Genomic DNA, 21,076 nt, shown 5'->3' with positions numbered 1-21,076 from the left:
GTAGACAAAGTGTATTTAGAAGTAACCAATAGCCCCTTTAACGAACAGCAAGTCCAACAATTAAATGAAGTTTTTGCAACATTAACTCAAAACCAAAAAGTATGGTTAACGGGTTATTTAAGTGCAACTGCTTCAATAGGAGCGCAAGTTGCCACTCCGTCATTGGTAAGCGAGCATCCTTCCACGGAGGTTGCAGTATTACCAACCACATTTGAAGCTGCAACAGCAAAACATATTACCATATTGTATGCCACGCAAACGGGCAATGCGGGAAGGCTTGCCAAACAATATGGCGAACAATTGCAAAGCAACGGTTTTGAAGTGAACGTTATTTCCATGAATGATTTCAAAACTAATGCCTTAAAAAAATTGGACCACTTACTTGTTATCGCAAGTACTCATGGTGAGGGAGAGCCACCGGATAATGCCATTTCATTCCATAGTTTTCTTCACGGAAAAAGAGCTCCGAAATTAGATCATGTTAAATTCGCAGTACTTTCATTAGGTGATAGTTCGTATGAATTCTTCTGCAAAACAGGGGCTGATTTCGATGAAAGGCTGGAAGAGCTGGGTGCTAAAAGATTAGTAGACCGTGTTGATTGCGATCTTGATTATGATGAACCAGCAGCTAAATGGTTTGATTCTGTCAAGTTGAAATTACAGCAAGGTGCGGTAAGTGGGCAAACAATACAAGAAGCTGCCCCTACTGTCCTAGAATCTTCAGTCCTCTACTCTCGTAAAAATCCATACAACGCGGAGATATTGGAAAAAATAAACTTAAATGCTGCAGGCTCCAATAAAGAAACAATTCATCTAGAATTGTCTTTGGAAAACTCGGGAATTACATTTGAGCCAGGTGATAGTCTTGCTATCTATCCAACAAATAATGAAAGTCTAGTTAATTCATTGATTACTGCCCTAGGCTTCAATCCCGAAAAATCAGTAAATGTGGAAGGCGAAGAAGTAACGTTGAAAGATGCTTTGACAAATTTACTTGAAATTACGGTGCTTTCTAAGCCAGTCATGCAAAAAATTGGTGAATTTACTTTGAGTGAAGAATTTCATGCTTTACTTGCAGACCGTGAAGCTTTTAAAAGCTATACACATGGCCGGGATATATTGGATGTTGTCGGAAAATTCGCTCCATTCAGTTGGGACGAACAAAGGTTTGTCGCTAGCCTAAGAAAAATCCCGGCTCGGCAATATTCAATTTCCAGTAGTCTAGCGGCATACCCGGACGAGGTCCATATCACGGTTGGTGCCGTTCGTTATGAAGTAGACGGTCGTGAACGATTGGGTGTTTGCTCCACACACGTTGCGGACAATTTGGAAATTGGCGATACTGCAAGGGTTTATATTCAACATAATCCGAATTTCAAATTACCGTCAGATGACAAACCAATCATCATGGTTGGTCCTGGTACCGGTGTTGCGCCATTCCGTTCCTTTATTCAAGAGCGAGAAGAGCGTGGTGCAGAAGGTAGGAACTGGCTATTCTTTGGAGATCAGCATTTCGTAACAGACTTTTTATATCAAACAGAGTGGCAAAGCTGGCTGAAGTCCGGAGTTTTAACAAAACTGGATGTAGCCTTTTCCCGGGATAAGGCAGAAAAAGTCTACGTGCAACATAAAATGCAAAAGCATGCATCCGAGATTTTCGAATGGCTGGAACAAGGTGCGACTCTCTACGTATGTGGAGATAAGGATCATATGGCAGCTGACGTTCAAAATACTTTGCTGGATATCATTGCAGAACAAGGAAACAAAACAGAAGAAGATGCAAAAGCATATCTTGAAGAACTACGTAAACAAAAACGCTACCAACGAGATGTATATTAAGGGGGAAGTACGAATGGGACGAAAGATTGTGTTACCGCCTCAAGAAGGTAAACCAAGTGATGTGGAGGAAATAAAAGCAGAAAGTAATTACCTGCGCGGCACTCTTGTTGAATCTATGGAGGATGAACTTAGCTCAGGCATTTCGGATTGGGATAATCGTTTAATGAAGTTCCACGGTAGCTATCTACAAGATGACCGGGATGTTCGCTTGGAACGAGAACATAAGAAGTTGGAACCTGCTTACCAATTTATGGTTCGTCTTCGAATGCCGGGTGGTGTCGCTACTGCAGGGCAATGGCTCAAAATGGATGAACTTGCGGAGAAATATGGAAATCAATCATTTAAAATAACTACACGTCAAACAATACAATTTCATGGTATTTTAAAGTGGAATATGAAAAAACATATGCAAGAATTGAATAGTGTTTTATTTGATACAATCGCTGCCTGTGGAGACGTAAACCGAAATGTGATGTGTAATGCGAATCCTTATCAATCGCAGCTGCATCAGGAGATTCTTGAGTGGTCAACTAAAATCAGCGAGCATTTATTGCCTCGGACGAATGCTTACTACGAGATTTGGTTGGATAAAGAAAAAGTAATTGATACACAGGAAGAACAGGAACCGATTTATGGTTCACTCTACTTGCCGCGTAAATTTAAAATCGGCATTGCTATCCCGCCAGCTAACGATGTTGATGTATTTTCCCAGGATATCGGGTTAATTGCTGTGCTGGAAAACAATCAATTAGTAGGTTTTAATGTTGCAATTGGCGGCGGCATGGGGATGACCCATGGAGATACTGCAACTTATCCGCAATTAAGTCGCCTGATCGGGTATGTATCGAAGGATAGGATTGTTGACGTGTGCGAGAAAATCATGACGGTACAACGTGACTATGGAGATCGTTCCGTCCGTAAGTATGCGCGTTTCAAATACACAGTCGATCGCTTAGGGTTGGAAAAAGTAAAAGAAGAGGTAGAGTCACGTCTAGGGTATACATTTGAAAAAGTGAAACCATTCAACTTTGAACATACAGGGGATCGTTACGGATGGAGAAGAGGGGATGATGGGAACTACCATTTCACGCTATTTATCCAGAATGGCCGTGTACGTGACTTTGACAACTATCCATTGAAAACCGCATTACGTGAAATAGCGGAAATCCATAAAGGGGAATTCCGTTTCACCGGAAATCAAAATGTTGTTATTGCTAACGTCGAAGCCCAAGACAAAGAAGCAATTAGTGAAATTATAGAAAAATACCAATTAACTGATAGTGATAATTATTCAGCATTACGCCGCAACTCGATTGCTTGTGTAGCATTGCCGACTTGTGGCCTGGCAATGGCTGAAGCAGAACGTTATTTACCCTCATTAATTGAAAAAATTGAAGGTATTCTCGATGATAATGGCCTTCATAACCAAGAAATTACAATCCGTATGTCGGGCTGTCCAAACGGCTGCTCCCGTGCAGCTATGGGGGAAATTGGATTTATCGGTAAAGGACCGGGTAAATACAATTTCTATTTAGGAGCCAGTCATGCAGGTACTCGATTAAATAAAATTTATAAAGAAAACATTGGGGAAGAAGAAATCTTGTCAACTCTTCGACCAATTATTGAACACTATGCAAAAGAACGTATGGATAATGAATACTTTGGTGACTTTGTAATCCGTGCCGGCTACGTTGAAGCAGTAACGGATGGCCGCCATTTCCATAACCAAACTTAGGTAGAATTTGAGAAAAGGTTGTATTTCGGTACAGCCTTTATTTTGCAGCTCGGACAGTTTTGGTTTCCATGTGAAAATTTGAATAGAGACATCAACTAAGGTAATTGGTCGAGTTGAATTTATAGTGATGGGAGGAATATGGATGTACCCGATTATAATGAACTTAAACAATAAACGCGTACTGATTGTGGGTGGCGGGGAAGTGGCGACTAAAAAAATGAAAATGCTCTTAAGGCAAAATGCACAAATTGTTGTTGTAAGTCCTACTATTACTCCTACACTCTATACATATTTTGTCAATGGGGAAATTAGGTGGTTGAAACGCTCCTTTGAAGCAGCGGATACTAAAGGTGCCTTTCTTGTCATTGCCGCCACAAATAATCGTGATGTAAATGCTATGGTCGGGGAGAGCTGTCTAGAAAATCAGCTAGTCAATATTGTAGATTCTCCGGTTGATAGCGATTTTTATAATATGGCCTATTTAAATCGAGGAAAGCTGAAAATTGCTATTTCTACTGAAGGAGCAAGTCCATTGTTGGCCAAGCAGATCAAGCAAGACTTAAATAACTTTTTTGACGATGGGTATGAAGCCTATTTGGACTTTCTATCGGCTGCAAGGGAAAAAATTAAGCTGTTAGTCAATGATGAAGAACGAAAATACTTATTGCTGCAAGAATTATTAGAGGAGAAGTTTCGCACGAATGAAGAGGAACGCGAGAAGTTTTTTTTGGATATTGGTTAAGAAAAGGCTAAATCAATCTTTAAGGGGTTAGCACTTTATTTTAATGGTTTCAAAATGTGAAGATTGTTAGCGAAAGTGTCACTTACCAAGCTCTAATAGGACAAATAAAAGGAGCAGGGGTGAGGAAGTGTCTCCGTCTCCATACAAACAAAAAAAAGAGCAACTACCCAATAGCCATAGGTAGTCACTCTCGCTCTTAAATTTTCATGGAAATTAATCCATCGCACCTGCACTCATGCCGGCGATTCGGCCTGTTACAAGCGCACTTGTGATATTGTAGCCTCCGGTATATCCATGAATATCCAATATTTCGCCACAGAAGAATAAACCAGTTTTCATTTTTGAAGCCATTGTTTTAGGTTCAATCTCTTTGACCGACACTCCTCCACCCGTAACGAAAGCTTTTTCCAGCGGTAATGTACCGTGGACATCCATTGTAAAACTCACCAGTTCGCGTGCTAATTGCCGAATTTTTTCTTGTGAAAGTTCAGCTGCTGTAGTTGAAGGATCGATGCCGGCACGCTCCATTAAAAATAGGAGCCATCTTTCGGAAGCAACGGATTTCCATACATTTTTTACTGCTTTTTTCGGATCCTCTTTTAGTAGTTTGTTTAAATATTGCAAGCATGTTTCTTCGTTGAATTCGGTTAATGTTTGAATTCGCAGCGCAACCGGTGCACCGCCATTTTTTTTGCGTTCTTTAACAACAAACTGGCTGCACCGCAATACGGCAGGTCCGCTTACACCAAAGTGGGTAAAGAGCATGTCCATTTGATGTGTGATAATCGCTTTTCCTTTTTTATTCAGTACGGAGACGCCCACATCACGTAATGCAAGCCCTTGTAACTCCCTGGATTGAATGAAAGGCTCTTTAGATGTAACTGGTACTTCTGTCGGATAAAGCTCGGTTACAGTATGACCGGCACGCTCTGCCCATGGGTAGCCATCTCCAGTCGAACCGGTTTGAGGTACAGCTTTTCCTCCCACAGCCACAACAACTGCTTTAGCCAAAATCTCGGTGCCATCGGATAGGCGTACGCCTAATATTTTTTCGTCATCCATCAATAGTTTAGCCACAGCTGTTTGAAGCCGGATTTCAACATGAAGGCGTTTTAGCTCTTTTACCAATGCCTCTACAACATCGGAAGCACGGTTCGAAACAGGGAACATTCGGCCATGATCCTCTTCTTTTAATGCTACACCTAGCCCTTCAAAGAATTCGATTATATTTTCGTTGTTATAAACGGTAAATGGGCTATATAAGAAACGGCCATTTCCCGGTATATGCTTAATGATTTCATCAACAGCTAATCGATTCGTAACATTACATCTGCCACCACCTGAAATCGCTAGTTTTTTCCCGAGCTTATTCCCTTTTTCAATTAACACGACTTTTTTCTTTTGTTCTGCAGCTGCAATTGCTGCCATTAATCCGGAGGGACCTCCACCAATTACAATAACATCGTTCATTTTTATTTCTCACTTTCTGGAAGTTTGCCTTATACTTAATACTTGTAGTCATACTCCTCTTCACATTATACATAATTCTGAAGAAACTATTTGAGTTAATCGACTTTCACATGTAAACTAACATGTAGATTCGTTTTCGAAACAAAAGTTGTTTGAAATCGTCGACTATTTCAGTCGACTTTTATTTTTCTAATGTATTCGTTGAAAGTTAAGTTTAATTTAGTTTAGTAATTCAAATAGCTTACATATAATACATATTTATTTAACAATTTCATAAAGATTGGGATGTTTTTATGTCATCATTAATGAAGGGAACTGCGATACTAACAGTTGGTTTGTTTTTATCGAAAGTTCTTGGGTTAGTTTACCTTTTTCCTTTCTATTCAATCGTAGGTGGGGAAGAAAATCTAGGTTTATACACTTATGCTTATATACCATATAACATTATGCTCTCGGTTGCGATATCTGGGTTGCCACTGGGCGTCTCCAAATTTGTATCAAAGTATAATGCAATCAATGATTATGAAGCCGGAAGAAAACTATTTAAATCAGGCATTTTGGTCATGCTTTTAACTGGTGTTGCATCATTTTTAATTCTGAATTTACTAGCCAACCCAATAGCGAATGTCGTTATTGAAGATGATGAACAAATTTACACTGTTGATCAAATTGCATCTGTTATTCGTTGGGTAAGCTTTGCATTATTGGCTGTCCCTGTCATGAGTTTAATTAGAGGATTTTTCCAAGGATACAGTCATTACATGCCAACATCTGTTTCACAGTTGGTAGAGCAGATTGTACGGATAATCGTCTTGCTTGGCGGTTCTTTTGTGGTAGTAGTTATTTTGGATGGAGCACCTGAAACAGCTATTAAATTTGCGGTTTTCGCAGCCTTTATTGGTGCGATTGGTGGATTATTTGTTTTATATTATTACTGGAAAAAATTAAGGCCAGAATTTAATGCACTTAGGTTAGATAATGTTTCATCCGGTGACCTCTCATATAGGGCAATCTATACTGAGATTATTAAGTACTCTATTCCATTCGTATTCGTTGGAATGGCAAGCTCCCTATTCCAGTTGGTGGATATGTTAACGTTTAATAGAGCAATGATTTCCATCGGATTGGCTAGCGTGACAGATCAGTATTTAACTATGCTGAATTTAACGACACAAAAAATTGTAATTATTCCAGTTATGCTGGCAACAGGCTTTTCGATGGCTTTAATACCATCCATTACAAAGCATTTTACATTGGGCGAATTTGATACCCTGCGAAATACTTTGGATAAAACGTACCAAATTCTATTGTTTATAACAATACCTGCTAGTATTGGAATTTCCATTCTGGCACCAGGTATTTATCATGTTTTATTTCAACAAAGCGAAATGGGCGCAGAAGTACTGGCACACTATGCACCATTGGCCATTCTCTTTGCGCTATTTTCAGTAACAGCCGCCATTCTTCAGGGAATCGATTATCAAAAGTGGATAATCTTCAGTTTATTAACCGGGGTATTGTTTAAACTTATGTTAAATACACCTCTTATAAAATTAATGGATGTGGACGGTGCTTTGTTGGCTACAGCTATCGGCTATGCTGTGACCATCTCCATCAATATTGCGGTAATTCATAAGGCCCTGCACTATAGTTCAAAGTTAGTATTAAGACGAATTATGTTAATATGTATATTAACTTTACTCATGTCAGTTTCAGTTTTAATTGTATATAAATTACTCTATTCATTAACAGTACCGACAAACAAATTACTTGAAGCACTTTATTTAATCCTCTCTGTAGGGGTTGGGGTAATTGTGTATGGTTATCTGTCATTCCGATTAAGGATTGCACAAAAATTATTGGGCGGACGATTTACAAAAATAGCAAACAAACTAGGATTTAAATAGGAGGGTCTAGTCGAGTGCGGTTAGATAAATTATTAGCGAATATGGGCTATGGGACCCGAAAAGAAGTGAAGCAATTGTTAAAGCAAAAGGGGGTGACCGTGGATGGAGAAGTTGTCAAAGATTCCTCCATGCATGTGAACCCTGATATACAGGAAGTTAGTGTTTTTGGTGAAAGAGTAGAATATATGGAATTTATCTACCTTATGATGAATAAACCACCCGGAGTTATATCAGCAACAGAAGATCATGTAGACAAAACGGTTATTGACCTTTTAGATCCGTTGGCACAGCATTTTAAACCTTTTCCGGTAGGTCGCTTAGATAAAGATACAGAAGGCTTATTATTGATAACTAACGATGGTCAATTGGCCCATAATCTTTTATCACCGAAGAAACATGTCCCAAAAACCTATTATGCCAAAATAGATGGGGAAGTTACTGAATCAGACATCGAAGCATTTAGACAGGGTGTTGAACTGGATGATGGGTATGTTACAAAGCCGGGGGATCTGGTTATCTTAAGTTCGGGACCGAAATCTGAAATTGAACTGACAATTCAGGAAGGCAAGTTCCATCAAGTAAAAAGGATGTTCGAATCGGTTGGGAAGAAGGTAACTTACTTGAAACGGTTATCGATGGGAAGCCTAAAACTGGATGAGGAACTTAATTTAGGGGACTATCGAGAGTTAACCGAAGAGGAATTGGATAATTTTAAAAAATAGTATTAAGCAAAAAAAGAATGACCCCGACGAAAGGTCATTCTTTTTTTGTTTTTAAGAAAGCATAATACTTCAGTGTCTTACATAAGTGTTGAGCTAATCGGAAAAAGGTTTATCGATCAGCCGTTTTTTTAATATATAGTATGTTACTAATCGTAATGTCAGCAACAGTTCGCATAAGGTGAAGGTGGAAAATACTATTGAAGTGTTTAACTAGCAAACCTTCCTCAAGCTAAACAGGAGGAATTTGTTGCATTCTATCTAAGATGATAATTTAACTTTTTTCTTCGTCGTTGTCCATTTGCCCCGACTTGGGCTCGTTACCAAATCATTAAAGGCTAACACATTCAAATCTCTTTGAATGGTGCGAGGAGTGATGTTGAACTCTTCGACTAAATCCTGTGTAGATACTGTTCCTCTATCAAGGATAAACATGTACACGTCTTTAATACGATTAAGCATTCTGTCAGTAGTTGGTTTCATAAAAATGAACCACTCCTTCGGTCTTAATTCTCATGGCAAAGACTAGCGGACGACATTATTAGTGCAGAGGCACCAGGCTAATTAAATTTCTGCCTTAGACATCCCCTTTTTCATATATTATTTGTCAAGTAGTTTACTATGACAAGGATATTATATCAGCAATCTATGAATTTTTCCATAATTCTCAGTTAATTAATACAATCTTTACAACATGTCTATATTTGGATAATACGAAATATAAGGCGCTTTTATGACTATTGTGCTTGTACTTTCTTAAAAGATAAGTATAAAATTTAGTGATAAAAATAAGGTAATCAGATGCGAGCACTTTCGCTTTTGCTGGGGCCAGCGCGTCGTGAGTGACATTGAGGAGGCAGCAGGATATTGTGCTTTCGTTTGTAAGCTGAACAAGCCCCTTTCGTTTTTCGTTGTCTAACTACAGGTGCTAGCTCCTCGACAATTTCAGAATTGCCGCAAGGATTAGAAAACTTAGCTGATTGCAAATGCTTTAAGCAATCAGATTTAGTTGCACTTATGCAGCCTAGAAAGTTTACCCTTTCCTAGGCTGCCAAAGAGCGTCCTTTTGCCAATTCCTCCGCCGCACATGGATGTGCAAGTGCCGACAGTGCCACAGGACGTGGCGTATTTGTCGGCCAATTGTTTTCGGAGCTGAACAAGCACCTTTCGTTTTTCGTTGTCTAACTACAGGTGCTAGCTCCTCGACAATTTCAGAATTGCCTGCAAGGACAAAGAGCGTCCTTTTGCCAATTCTTCCAATTGTTTTCGGAGCTGAACAAGCACCTTTCGTTTTTCGTTAAGAAAGAGTAAAATTGTCGTTAATTAAGTAAAGAGGTGGTAAAAATGGATTGGTTAAAATTAGCGGAATCCAGAAAAGAAGAGCTAGTTTCAGAATTGCAGCAATTAATTCAAATTGAAAGTGTTCTTGATGAAAAAACTGCAAGCGATTATGCTCCTTTTGGCGAAGGTCCATTAAAGGCACTTGAATTTCTGCTTAACTTAGGAGAGCAACAGGGATTTACTGCAAAGAATATTGATAATTTTGCTGGTCATCTTGAAATGGGATCAGGAGACGAATTGCTAGGCATTTTATGTCATGTGGATGTAGTGCCGGTGGGCGGTTCATGGACTTATCCTCCATTTAAAGGTGAGGTAGTTAACGGGAAATTGTTTGGCCGTGGGGCGATTGATGATAAAGGTCCGACAATGGCAGCCTACCTTGCAATGAAAATGATAAAGGATGCTGGAATAGATTTAAACAAACGTGTACGCATGATTATTGGAACGGATGAAGAAAGTGGATTCCGTTGTGTTGATCGTTATTTCATGAAAGAGGAAATGCCGACAATCGGTTTTGCGCCAGATGCAGATTTTCCACTTATTAATGCAGAGAAGGGAATTGCAATTCTGGATTTTTCGCAAAAAGGAAAAGTAGAGGATAATGAGCAGATTATCGCTTTCAAAGCCGGACAGCGTTCTAATATGGTACCTGATACAGCAGAGGCAATCGTACACAATGTAACTTCCTCAATTGAAGAAGACTTTACCCTCTTTTTAGATGAAAATAGCGCAGACGGTACATTAACGAAAGAAGACGGTCGATATATAATAGCTATGAAGGGGAAAGCCGCTCATGCAATGGAACCTGAAAAGGGCAGAAACGCGGCCGTATTGCTCTCAAAATTCCTTCAAAACATAGTGACTTCAAAAGCGAGTAAAGAATTTGCTGCATTTATGGTCAATACTTTCGGTAAGGACCATTTTGGAAGTGCGATTAAGCTGGATTATCATGATGAAATGTCTGGTCATACAACATTGAACCCGGGTGTTGTGTTATTCCATCAAAATCGTGGTGGTCATGTACAGGTTAGCATGCGTTACTCAGTAAGCTATCCTTTTGAAGAGAAAATCACAATAGGAACTCGGGAAGCATCTGCTTTGGGTTTTGCACTTGATGTTGCGTCTAATTCATCACCACATTATGTCCCGGAAGAAGATGAATTCGTTCAAACTTTGTTGGATGTGTACAGAAAATATACGGGAGATGATTCCAAACCGTTATCTACCGGTGGCGGAACATATGCAAGGACGATGAACAAAGGGGTGGCATTCGGTATGCTATTCCCTGGGGAACCGGATGTCGCTCATCAAGCTGATGAATTTGTAGTTGTCGATAATCTTGTGAGGGCGGCTGCCATTTATGCAGAGGCTATTGTCCGATTAGCAGGAGAAAAATAAAGATAAAAGGGTTGGTTTTAATGAGCTATACTTTATGGAATGACCAAATTGTGGATGATCAACAAGTTTCAATTAATAAAGAAGACAGGGGCTATCAATTCGGTGATGGCGTTTATGAAGTTATTAAAGTATATGATGGGGAAATGTTTACCGCTGCAGAGCATATCGACCGTTTCTATGCAAGTGCGGAAAAAATCAAATTGACGGTGCCATATACAAAGCATAAACTGCATCAGTTATTACATGAATTAGTTGAAGCAAATGAATTGAAAACAGGCAATTTATACTTCCAGCTAACACGTGGTACATCCTCTCGCAATCATATATTTCCAGGAGATGATGTACTCCCTGTATTAACGGGAAATGTAAAAGAAGCACCCCGCTCAACAGAAAATGGCAAAAGTGGGGTAAAAGCAACATTTGCAGAAGATATTCGATGGCTACGCTGTGATATTAAATCACTTAATCTATTGGGTGCGGTATTGGCAAAACAAGAAGCCCATGAAAAAGGCTGTTATGAAGCAATACTCCATCGTGGAGAGAAAGTAACGGAAGGTTCTTCAACAAATGTATTCGGCATTAAAGATGGTATATTATACACACACCCTGCAGACAATTATATTTTAAGTGGTATAACACGCGGTGTTATTTTGGCATGTGCAAATGAAATCGGACTTCCTGTTAAAGAAGAGTCATTTACAAAAGACCAGGCGCTGCAGATGGACGAATTGTTTGTTTCCTCAACAACATCGGAAATTACACCAGTTGTTGAGTTGGATGGAAATTCAATTAATGGCGGGGTCATCGGCGAGTGGACTCGTAAGCTGCAAAAACAGTTTGAAACAAAGCTTCCTGTGGCAGGTACAATTGAAAATCATAAATAGTATAGTGATTAGTGGGTAGGAACATCTATCCACTATTTTTTTAGTAATTCGTCCTGTAAAATTGTAATGATTACTCGAAGATATAAAAAGCGTTTGCAAGGGTATAGAATGTTAAAAATGAGTCTTCAATCGAGACGCAAGGGATGCTTAGTGCGTGTAGGATTGACATAAAGGAGTGTTTTGGTTGGCTCAATTAGTGAAACTTCAAGATTATATTTCAAGATACCAAGTCGATTTATCAAGGTACCCTACCCAGTTTGTGCGATTGAAAAAAATTCAATGGGATCGTGTAAAACAGCAATGGGTCTCCGGAGAAGAAATTTCGGAGTGGGAGCAGATCGACGAACAAGCAGAAGTAAAAGAAAGCAGAAGAACCTTTTCCTTCTTTGAAAAATTCAAAAATAAAAAAGACAAAAAACAAATCGAAAATATGGACGATGTTGACATACCGAATGAACTGATGAGTGAGGTCGATGTGATTCCGGAAGAAGAAACAACTCTATTTTTCGAACCGAACATCGTATATAAACCGAATACAATGGAAGAGCTAAAGAAAATGTTTTTAGATCAATTCTTTCATTTTCAAATTAAATGGGCAAGCTCGACAATTCGGGAAAAGTCATATGTCGATCCGAAATTTTTGCGTGATAGCCTACTCCGTAGCATACTGCAGAGTTTTCCGGATAGTTTTCTAGTATTCTACTATCCAATCATAAAAGTAAAAAAGGCTCCCGTTGAGCTGGACATTGTTCTGCTGACACCAACGGAATGTTTGTGCATTACAGTTGTCGAACAAGAAAACCAGGCTGTCTTTGTAGGAGAAGGGGAGCGTTTCTGGACGAAAAAATCCGGGAAAACGAGCAAAAAAATCCTGAATCCTTTAATTCAGTTGAATCGAATGGAATCCATACTATCGAAAATATTGATGGAAAATGATATCGAGATGCCTATTCGTAAGGTACTTCTTTCACGAAATGGCTATTTTGATTATCCAGGCACGGTATTCAATGTCCAATTTATAGATAAGCGGGATTTTCCAAATTGGATGCAGCATTATAGACAATATTCGTCGCCTATGAAACATATGCAAATACGGGCAGCAAAAGCGATTTTACAAACAGTCCAAACAACTTCATTCAATCGGGATATTTGGAATGTTGAAAAAGGACAGGAGCAATAAAAGGTGAAGCTGCATTTTATCATTAATGAGCGAGCGGGAAATGGTAAGGGAAAGCGTGTTTGGAAAAAGCTTCAAAATGAATTGAAGAGCCCATTTTCTTATCACATTACAGAGTACAAAGGTCATGGCATAAAGATTGCACAGCAGATTGTAAATGAAGACAGTGCATCTGGTGAAACGTTTCTAATCATTGCTATTGGCGGGGATGGGACGATTCATGAAGTAATGAACGGTGTACGAGAAGCCCCAAATGTTTTGGTTGGTGCAATTTGTGCAGGATCAGGGAATGACTTTTCAAGGAGTTTTCCAACATTTAAATCTTCACATGAAATCGATAAGTATGTTCAAGAAAGTAACTTTGAATATAAGACCAACGATTGCGGATGTTTTGTTTGGAACGAAGAGAAGATTCGATTTATTAATAATGCCGGTATTGGTTTTGATGCCTTTGTGGCATATACAGCTAACCTTTCAAGATTCAAGAAACATTTGAATACACTGGGACTTGGTAAACTGAGTTATGCCTACAGCGTATTAAAAAGCGTATTTACATTTAAAATGTTTGACGTTATTGTCGAACAAGGCGGGCAACAAAGAAAGTATGATAATGTATGGTTCGTCACTGTTTCCAATCAACCTTATTTCGGGGGCGGAATGAAAATCTCTCCATCATCCATACCAGATGATGGACTACTTGAATTATCAATCGTATATAATCTTTCTCGATTAAAGTTATTATTAATGTTTGTCACCGTTTTTTTCGGTGCGCATATAAAATTGAAAGAATTTGTCCAGGTGCAAGATGAGCAATTTACCTTATACATAAATGATGAAGTGCCCTGTCATACCGACGGGGAAATTCTTGGTTTAACGAAAAAGAATTCGAAAATAAGCTGCATGGTTCAGAAAAAATGTTGGAAAGCGGTAACGAAAAATAGCAATACGATGTAAATAAAAGAAAAATAAGCTATAATGACAAAAAAGATTTGAAAATAAAAAGGTATTTTTTATGAACAACTAGAAAAGAGGATTAGGCATTGAGATTAAGAAATAAACCATGGGCAGAAGAATTTATTGGGAGTCATCCGGAAGTAATTATTCCCAATCCAGAAGAATATATAGGGAATTGGCAGCGGATTTTTGGAAATGATAACCCGGTTCATATAGAAGTCGGAACGGGAAAAGGGCAATTTGTTACGGGTATGGCATTAGCCAATCCTGAAATTAACTATATCGGCATTGAATTATATACAAGTGTCATTGTAGTAGCACTGGAAAAAGTAATCGAAGCAAATACACCGCCGAACTTACGTCTGTTGAAAGTGAATGGGGCAGACCTGGATAAGTACTTTAAAAAAGGCGATGTAAGTCGAGTGTATTTAAACTTCTCCGATCCTTGGCCAAAGACACGCCACGCCAAACGCCGTCTAACACATGAAGGATTTTTGAAACTATACGAGTCAATTCTAATTGATAACGGGGAAATTCATTTTAAAACAGATAACCGAGGACTATTTGAATACTCATTAGTCAGTATGTCCGAATATGGTATGCTGTTAAAATATGTTTCACTTGATTTGCATGTCAATATGCCTAAAGACAACATTATGACGGAGTACGAAGAAAAGTTCTCAGCCAAAGGCCAGCCGATTTATAGGTTAGAATCGGCATTTAAAACCAAAAAATAACATTTTTATAAGCGGCATTTAATCTATAGGGATATTTGCGACGAAAGCTTGCGGCAGTCGCTTACCTACCGTTTAGGATCGCAACTCATATCTAAGAAATAAATGTATGTTTTTTAATAGACTGTGATAAATGCTTTAACCATTTATCGCAGTTTACTATAGAGAGTCTGAAAATTCGAACTACCATTAAAGGGGGAGAAATGGATGGATCAACTTCAGTTTCACGATATGACTTTATCATGGCTCAATGGGGGCGTCACTTCAATGGATGGCGGAGCTATGTTTGGGGTAGTGCCAAAACCGCTATGGGCACGCAAATATCCGGTAAATGAAAAAAATCAAATCGAATTGGCTTGCGAACCAATTTTGATTCAATTTGAAGGAAAAAATTACTTGATTGATAGCGGGGTAGGTTTTAATAAACTATCAGAAAAACAACTGCGGAATTTTGGAGTGACGGAAGAATCAACAATCCTTGACAGTTTACAAGAGTTTAGGCTGACGGCAACTGATATTGATGTTATCCTAATGACACACTTGCATTTTGATCATGCAAGCGGCCTTACGAGATGGGAAGGGGAAGAACTGGTTCCGACATTCCCGAATGCCAAAATCTATACGACACAGATTGAATGGGATGAAATGCGGAATCCGAATATTCGTTCCAGAAATACGTATTGGAAGGAAAATTGGGAGCCAGTGCAGCACCTTGTAGAGACGTTTGAGGGGCAAATAACGGTAGCACCCGGAATTGAGATGATCCATACTGGCGGACATAGTGATGGACATGCCATTATAAAACTGACTCAGCAAGGAGAAACAATGCTGCATATGGCAGACATTATGCCGACACATGCCCACCTGAATCCATTATGGGTATTAGCCTATGATGACTATCCGATGACCAGCATATTTGCAAAAGAAAAGATATTGAAAGACGCTTTGGCAAATGACACTAAATTTATCTTCTATCATGATGCTTATTACCGAATGATTCAATGGGATCAAGATGGAAAAGAAATTAGAGATTCACTGAAGCGCGGAAAAGAAGCAAGAATACAATTTCAGACGAATGCATAAAAATAAGCTGTTCGATTAAAATTTAATCGAGCAGCTTTTAATTCATTCATATTAGGATTTAACTAAATCCACTACTACACCAGATCGTGCATCTGCTGCAAATTCAAATGTTTCCAATTGACCGTTATTCATACGTGTAATTCCGCCGCGATAAACGGGAATGGTCATAACGCCGTTGTTGAAATCCTCGGTTTTCATATAAATCCAGGAACCATCAATTGGGCTTTCTTTTTTAAATTCATCTTTTACATTGTCTAAAACTTGATTGGCAGGTACAAAAGGTGAAATTCTTTCAGAAGCTTCTTTAATGATAATTGCTGCAGCCAGACCAGTAGCTACGCCTATTAAAAAATCTCTTAATTTCATTTGTCATCCTCCTTTGAGCTATTCTTCATTTTAACATTATTTAGTATAGAAGTCTTGTACTAGTACTAGGAAAAAGCACAAGTTCAAAAATATTAAATGGATAGAAGCGTATTATTGGAACATGCTTTAAGCAGAAATTATTAAGGGTTGGTTATGTAAATTTTTCCTCATTTTCAATTCGTAAATCGAAATATATATGTTAAAATAATTAGGTATCTAAATAAATAGGGAGTGTTCTGTATGAATACTGAAACATTGCAATTATTCAAAACATTGACTGAATTACCAGGCGCACCAGGTAACGAACATGCAGTTCGCAAATTTATGCGGACTGAGCTGGAAAAATACTCCGATGAAATCATCCAGGATAATCTGGGCGGGATTTTTGGTGTAAGAAAAGCAGAAGATGCGAATGCACCCAAGATTTTAGTTGCCGGCCATATGGATGAAGTTTCGTTCATGGTCAAAAACATTACTGAAAATGGGATGATTCAATTCCAAACACTTGGTGGTTGGTCAAACCAAGTTTTACAAGCCCAAAGAGTAACCGTCTATGCCAAAGAAAAAGAAATCCCTGGTGTCATTGCTTCCATTCCTCCACATTTACTAAGAGGAACAGATAATAAGGGTGCTATGGAAATTAAGGACATGCTAATTGATGTTGGGGCGGATAGTAAACAGCAGGCATTAGAAATGGGGATCAGACCTGGTCAATCAATCATCCCGGTCTGCCCATTTACACCGATGGCAGATCCCAAAAAGATTATGGCGAAAGCTTGGGACAATCGATATGGGTGCGGATTAGCAATTGAATTATTAAAAGAATTAAAGGAAGAAAAGGTGAATAATCATCTCTTCTCCGGCGCCAACGTCATGGAAGAGGTTGGTTTGCGCGGTGCCCAAGTGTCGGCTAACATGATCAAACCAGATATCTTCTTTGCGCTGGATGCTTCGGCAGCTAATGATACAACTGGTGACAAAACGCAATTCGGTCAATTAGGAAAAGGTACTCTTCTTCGTATTTACGATCCAACTATGGTTACTCACCGAGGTTTACGTGAATTTGTACTAGATACGGCTGAAACAAATAGTATCCCGTACCAATACTTTGTTTCCCAAGGGGGAACCGATGCTGGAAAAGTGCATATCGCAAATGAAGGGATTCCAAGTACAGTAATCGGTATCTGCTCACGCTATATTCATACTTCAGCTTCGATTATTCATGTGGATGATTACGCAGCAGCGAAGGAATTGCTTGTAAAGCTTGTGAGAACGCTTGATAGAAGCACTGTTGATACAATCATAAGCAATGGATAAAATTACCACTAGGAAAGATGCCGATTGTGGCATCTTTTTTCTTGGTAAGTACGTCCAAGATAGGAGATGGCAAAATTGATAGTAGGAATCGGTACAAAAAATAGAGCTAAAGTTGCAGCAATTCAACATATAGTCGATCAATACCTACAAGATGTTGAATATATACAAGTAGCTGCAGCATCCAATGTCTCGGAACAGCCTTTTTCAAACGAAGAAACGAGACAAGGGGCCATCAATCGTGCAATCAATACATTGGAAGAGGTTAAGGCAGACTTGAATTTCGGACTTGAAGGTGGAGTGCACGAGATTGGCAATGAAATGTATTGTACGAATTGGGGAGCAGCAGCATTAAAGGATGGTACGGTGATTTCAGCGGCAGGTGCACAATTCTTATTGCCAGAAGAAATTGCCAATGAATTACGTGCCGGAAAGGAATTGGGGCCAGTGATGGATGCATACACAAAGCAGCAGGATACACGTTTGGGAGCCGGTGCTGTGGGTGTATTTACAGCAGGTCTTGTTGACAGGACAGAAATGTTCGAACATATTGTAAAATTGATTATTGGCCAATATCTGTTCATGCACAGAAAGTAGAAGCTTAATTTTCTAAAAGGCATAAATAGATAAAGGTATAGCACTTTAAATGACTTACCTCTTTCCAATTTATTGGTACCATAATTAATATTTGTGTATGTCTCAAGAAAATTATTTTGTCAAGAGACCGCGGCCTACTATGTAAGCTGCCTACCATATTCGGAAACCTTAGGAGAAGATACTTTGTGGGCGGGCCTCCACAAAAGCCGTTGACAAAGGCGCGGGCGTCGTGCCATTGTCACCATGACCAACTTCGTGTTGGCCCCATTGACTAGTCGTAGAGACACTACAAGGTGGCTTTCGCGGCTTGTGTGCTAGACCGCCCACCTAAATAACACTTAATTAAGAAGCTTTATTAGTAAGTCCGAAATTTTACTATACATAATGAGGTTGCATCGATGCCTATTTATCATTTACAATAAATAGTTGAATAGAAAGTGGGGACTACATATGAAACGTAAATGGTTGCTTGCCTCTGCTTGTTGTGCTTTATTATTCACATTAACAGGCTGTGGTAAAACCGTTGAAGAGCAAATTGATACTGGTGTGGCAAGTGCTCAAACTGTTTTTGAAGAAAACCCTCAACAACCCAATAAAACAATTGGCAAGATTGAATTATATGTTCCTTCTGGTTATGATGTAAAAGAAAGCGAAGACCTGAATAATCTAATTATTACGCAGGGCGAAGAAAGCTATATTCTTTTCGTAAATTATCAAGAAAAAGAAGATAGTAACTTACAATATGAATTGTTGAAAAATGACTCATCAAAAAAGATCATAAAAGAAGAAACTGTAGAATTTGATGGTGCATTTGGATTCAGTGCAGTACTTGACTATGATGAGGAACAATTTGAACTGATTGTTAGTAGTGGTGGGGTTAAGATGTCCACAATTTCCGAAGATGAAAATATCGACCAGAAACTTGTGGATATGATGACGATTGTCCGTTCAGTCAAAGTTCTTGAAGAAAAAGAGTAAGTGGCGAACAAACTAATCGACTAGAAATAGAATTTTTTGTTACAATAAGATATATAATTTTTACGGTTCACTTTGTGTGAGCCGTTTATTTTTGTTGAATAATAAGAACATAGAACAAACTTAATTACATATTTTTGTAATTGGATAGGATGTGAGCAGATGAAATCAAAAGAACTAGTCGAGATACTCAAGGACCGTTTAGGTTTGGATACATTTGATTTTAATTTTGATAAAGAAAAAGATACTTTACGTCTTGACCATAAATCATTGAACCGAGGCATCGACATTTCACTTCCGGAAATACTGGCCAAATACCAAACGATGAAAGAAAAAGCAATTGATGAAGTTGTTTATACAATCGAACAAACATTTTCTGCCATGGAAAAGGAACAAAGCGAAGGATTTCATGATCTCTCTTTAGTTTACCCTGTTATCCGTTCAACCTCATTCCCATTGCAATCAAATGAAGGTTTTCCATTTCTTACAACAGATCATACTGCTGAAACACGAATTTATTATGCCCTCGATCTAGGGACAACCTATCGTTTAATAGATGAGTCAATACTTGAAAAGCTAAAGGTGAGTGCAAATCAAGTCCGGGAGGCGGCACGTTTTTCTGCCAGGAAGCTGCCAACTAATACGAAAAGAGATGAAGTCGCGGGAAATATCTTCTATTTCTTAAACGAAAATGATGGATATGATGCGAGCCGGATCTTGAATGAATCTTTCCTCAAAGAAATGGAAAGCAAGATTGAAGGGGATATGACGCTATCTGTTCCCCATCAAGATGTGTTAATTATTGGTGATATACGCAATGAAGTAGGGTATGATGTATTGGCACAAATGACGATGCATTTCTTTTCAGTAGGTGCTGTTCCAATTACATCGCTATCATTTGTCTACGAAAAAGGCGAATTAGAACCAATCTTTATATTGGCTAAAAACAGAGTAGAGAAGGAGAAAGAGTAAACATGATCGTAGCTTATAACAAACCGTTTGTAGGGGATGTACTATTAGTCCAACTAGCATCCGAGAAAATTGTAAACACTGAGGTAGAAAAGTTCGGCGATATCGCCATTCTGAAAGAGCAGGCAACAGGGGAAGTTAAGGCTTTCAATATCTTTAATGCCAGTAAATATATCGACTTGGAAGTACAAGGGACAGTAGAAGTAACACCAGAGATTGTAGAAAAAATTGAATCTGCCTTAAAGGCAAATGATGTAACAATTTCGCTTGATGTAGACTTCTCTCCTAAATTTGTAATCGGGTACGTGGAAGAAAAGGAAAAACATCCAAATGCCGATAAACTTAGCATTTGTAAAGTGAATGTTGGAGAAGAAGTATTGCAAATTGTTTGTGGAGCTCCAAATGTTGAGGCAGGACAAAAAGTTGTTGTAGCAAAAATTGGCGCAGTAATGCCTTCCGGTTTAGTGATCAAGGATTCTGAACTACGCGGTGTAGCTTCAAGCGGAATGCTTTGTTCAGCAAGAGAGCTAGCGATTCCGAATGCACCTTCTGCTAAAGGAATTCTAGTGTTGGAGGGAGATGCGGAAGTCGGGTCTCCGTTCGAAATTCCATCAAATCTATAAAGTAGATTCAATTTTTAACTTAAGGGCTATTTCTAAAAAAGGACACCTGGACCGAAAACGTTTGTCAATAATCGAGGAGATTTCACTAATGTGGAATCTCCTCTTTTTCTTTTTATAGAAATGTTTTAACATTGTTATCTTATTGAAATGTAAGTATGATATGATTTTGCTAACTAAGGTAGATTTATATTATTTACCTGTCAAACCAGTTTTTCAATAAATTGGTTATAGTAAATGTGAGATGGCTCA

Annotated in this window: 19 protein-coding genes; 16 read left to right on the top strand and 3 right to left on the bottom strand. The window is 38.7% G+C overall.

Features of this window, described 5'->3' with window-relative positions; genetic code table 11:
* Window positions 1–9 precede the first annotated feature (9 nt).
* The 3 genes from QYB95_RS09315 (at window position 10) to QYB95_RS09305 (ending at window position 4,316) form a co-directional block, all read left to right on the top strand.
* Entirely contained in the window at window positions 10–1,839 is a 1,830-nt protein-coding gene (locus QYB95_RS09315; protein WP_301138061.1) for an assimilatory sulfite reductase (NADPH) flavoprotein subunit, read from the top strand.
* Between the two features lie 13 nt (window positions 1,840–1,852).
* Window positions 1,853–3,574, top strand: coding sequence for an assimilatory sulfite reductase (NADPH) hemoprotein subunit (gene cysI / locus QYB95_RS09310; RefSeq protein ID WP_301138060.1), 1,722 nt, complete (start codon window positions 1,853–1,855; stop codon window positions 3,572–3,574).
* A gap of 142 nt (window positions 3,575–3,716) precedes the next feature.
* Window positions 3,717–4,316, top strand: a complete 600-nt coding sequence (locus QYB95_RS09305) for an NAD(P)-binding protein (RefSeq protein ID WP_301138059.1) — start codon at window positions 3,717–3,719, stop codon at window positions 4,314–4,316.
* 213 nt (window positions 4,317–4,529) lie between these two features.
* Here QYB95_RS09305 and QYB95_RS09300 read toward each other — a convergent pair whose 3' ends face one another.
* A complete protein-coding gene (locus tag QYB95_RS09300; RefSeq protein ID WP_301138058.1) occupies window positions 4,530–5,786 on the bottom strand; it encodes a BaiN/RdsA family NAD(P)/FAD-dependent oxidoreductase in 1,257 nt (418 codons plus the stop codon).
* Window positions 5,787–6,079: 293 nt separating this feature from the next.
* On the opposite strand from QYB95_RS09300, the gene QYB95_RS09295 reads away from it, so the two are divergent.
* Together QYB95_RS09295 and QYB95_RS09290 are read left to right on the top strand one after the other, a co-directional pair.
* Complete coding sequence (locus QYB95_RS09295) at window positions 6,080–7,693, top strand: putative polysaccharide biosynthesis protein (protein WP_301138057.1); 1,614 nt, start codon at window positions 6,080–6,082, stop codon at window positions 7,691–7,693.
* Window positions 7,694–7,707: 14 nt separating this feature from the next.
* Window positions 7,708–8,415 carry a pseudouridine synthase gene (locus tag QYB95_RS09290; RefSeq protein ID WP_301138056.1) on the top strand — a complete coding sequence of 236 codons (708 nt, stop codon included), beginning with the start codon at window positions 7,708–7,710 and terminating at the stop codon, window positions 8,413–8,415.
* A gap of 258 nt (window positions 8,416–8,673) precedes the next feature.
* Here the strand turns inward: QYB95_RS09290 and QYB95_RS09285 are convergent, their stop codons facing one another.
* A complete protein-coding gene (locus tag QYB95_RS09285; protein WP_036197405.1) occupies window positions 8,674–8,895 on the bottom strand; it encodes a DeoR family transcriptional regulator in 222 nt (73 codons plus the stop codon).
* An 861-nt stretch (window positions 8,896–9,756) separates the two neighbouring features.
* Between QYB95_RS09285 and pepV the strand changes: the two genes are divergently transcribed.
* The 6 genes from pepV to QYB95_RS09255 all read left to right on the top strand — a co-directional run bounded on the left by pepV (window position 9,757) and on the right by QYB95_RS09255 (window position 15,983).
* Window positions 9,757–11,151, top strand: coding sequence for a dipeptidase PepV (pepV, locus tag QYB95_RS09280; protein WP_301138055.1), 1,395 nt, complete (start codon window positions 9,757–9,759; stop codon window positions 11,149–11,151).
* A gap of 20 nt (window positions 11,152–11,171) precedes the next feature.
* Entirely contained in the window at window positions 11,172–12,035 is an 864-nt protein-coding gene (gene dat, locus QYB95_RS09275; RefSeq protein ID WP_301138054.1) for a D-amino-acid transaminase, read from the top strand.
* 184 nt (window positions 12,036–12,219) lie between these two features.
* Window positions 12,220–13,215 (top strand): nuclease-related domain-containing protein, encoded by a 996-nt coding sequence (locus tag QYB95_RS09270; protein ID WP_301138053.1) that lies wholly within the window; start codon window positions 12,220–12,222, stop codon window positions 13,213–13,215.
* 3 nt (window positions 13,216–13,218) lie between these two features.
* A complete protein-coding gene (locus QYB95_RS09265) occupies window positions 13,219–14,166 on the top strand; it encodes a diacylglycerol/lipid kinase family protein (protein WP_301138052.1) in 948 nt (315 codons plus the stop codon).
* An 86-nt stretch (window positions 14,167–14,252) separates the two neighbouring features.
* Window positions 14,253–14,903 (top strand): tRNA (guanosine(46)-N7)-methyltransferase TrmB, encoded by a 651-nt coding sequence (gene trmB / locus QYB95_RS09260; RefSeq protein WP_301138051.1) that lies wholly within the window; start codon window positions 14,253–14,255, stop codon window positions 14,901–14,903.
* A gap of 204 nt (window positions 14,904–15,107) precedes the next feature.
* Window positions 15,108–15,983 carry a YtnP family quorum-quenching lactonase gene (locus tag QYB95_RS09255; protein ID WP_301138050.1) on the top strand — a complete coding sequence of 292 codons (876 nt, stop codon included), beginning with the start codon at window positions 15,108–15,110 and terminating at the stop codon, window positions 15,981–15,983.
* A 51-nt stretch (window positions 15,984–16,034) separates the two neighbouring features.
* Here QYB95_RS09255 and QYB95_RS09250 read toward each other — a convergent pair whose 3' ends face one another.
* Window positions 16,035–16,349, bottom strand: a complete 315-nt coding sequence (locus QYB95_RS09250) for a peptidase M4 (protein WP_036197739.1) — start codon at window positions 16,347–16,349, stop codon at window positions 16,035–16,037.
* Window positions 16,350–16,589: 240 nt separating this feature from the next.
* Here QYB95_RS09250 and QYB95_RS09245 point away from each other — a divergent pair, with 240 nt between their 5' ends.
* From QYB95_RS09245 to ytpR, 5 genes are all read left to right on the top strand, one after another.
* Entirely contained in the window at window positions 16,590–17,666 is a 1,077-nt protein-coding gene (locus QYB95_RS09245; protein WP_301138049.1) for a M42 family metallopeptidase, read from the top strand.
* Between the two features lie 66 nt (window positions 17,667–17,732).
* A complete protein-coding gene (locus QYB95_RS09240) occupies window positions 17,733–18,260 on the top strand; it encodes a DUF84 family protein (protein ID WP_345783713.1) in 528 nt (175 codons plus the stop codon).
* A 450-nt stretch (window positions 18,261–18,710) separates the two neighbouring features.
* Entirely contained in the window at window positions 18,711–19,238 is a 528-nt protein-coding gene (locus tag QYB95_RS09235; protein WP_301138047.1) for a hypothetical protein, read from the top strand.
* A 159-nt stretch (window positions 19,239–19,397) separates the two neighbouring features.
* Entirely contained in the window at window positions 19,398–20,207 is an 810-nt protein-coding gene (locus QYB95_RS09230) for a DUF1444 domain-containing protein (protein WP_301138046.1), read from the top strand.
* A 2-nt stretch (window positions 20,208–20,209) separates the two neighbouring features.
* Window positions 20,210–20,827: a YtpR family tRNA-binding protein gene (gene ytpR / locus QYB95_RS09225; RefSeq protein ID WP_301138045.1), complete on the top strand. Its 618-nt coding sequence runs from the start codon at window positions 20,210–20,212 to the stop codon at window positions 20,825–20,827.
* Window positions 20,828–21,076: the final 249 nt, after the last annotated feature.

This window comes from Ureibacillus aquaedulcis (assembly GCF_030418165.1).
Classification (GTDB): Bacteria; Bacillota; Bacilli; order Bacillales_A; family Planococcaceae; genus Ureibacillus; species Ureibacillus aquaedulcis.
The sequence above is the reverse complement of the archived record's forward strand: the minus strand, read 5'-3'. Positions and strand labels throughout refer to the sequence as shown.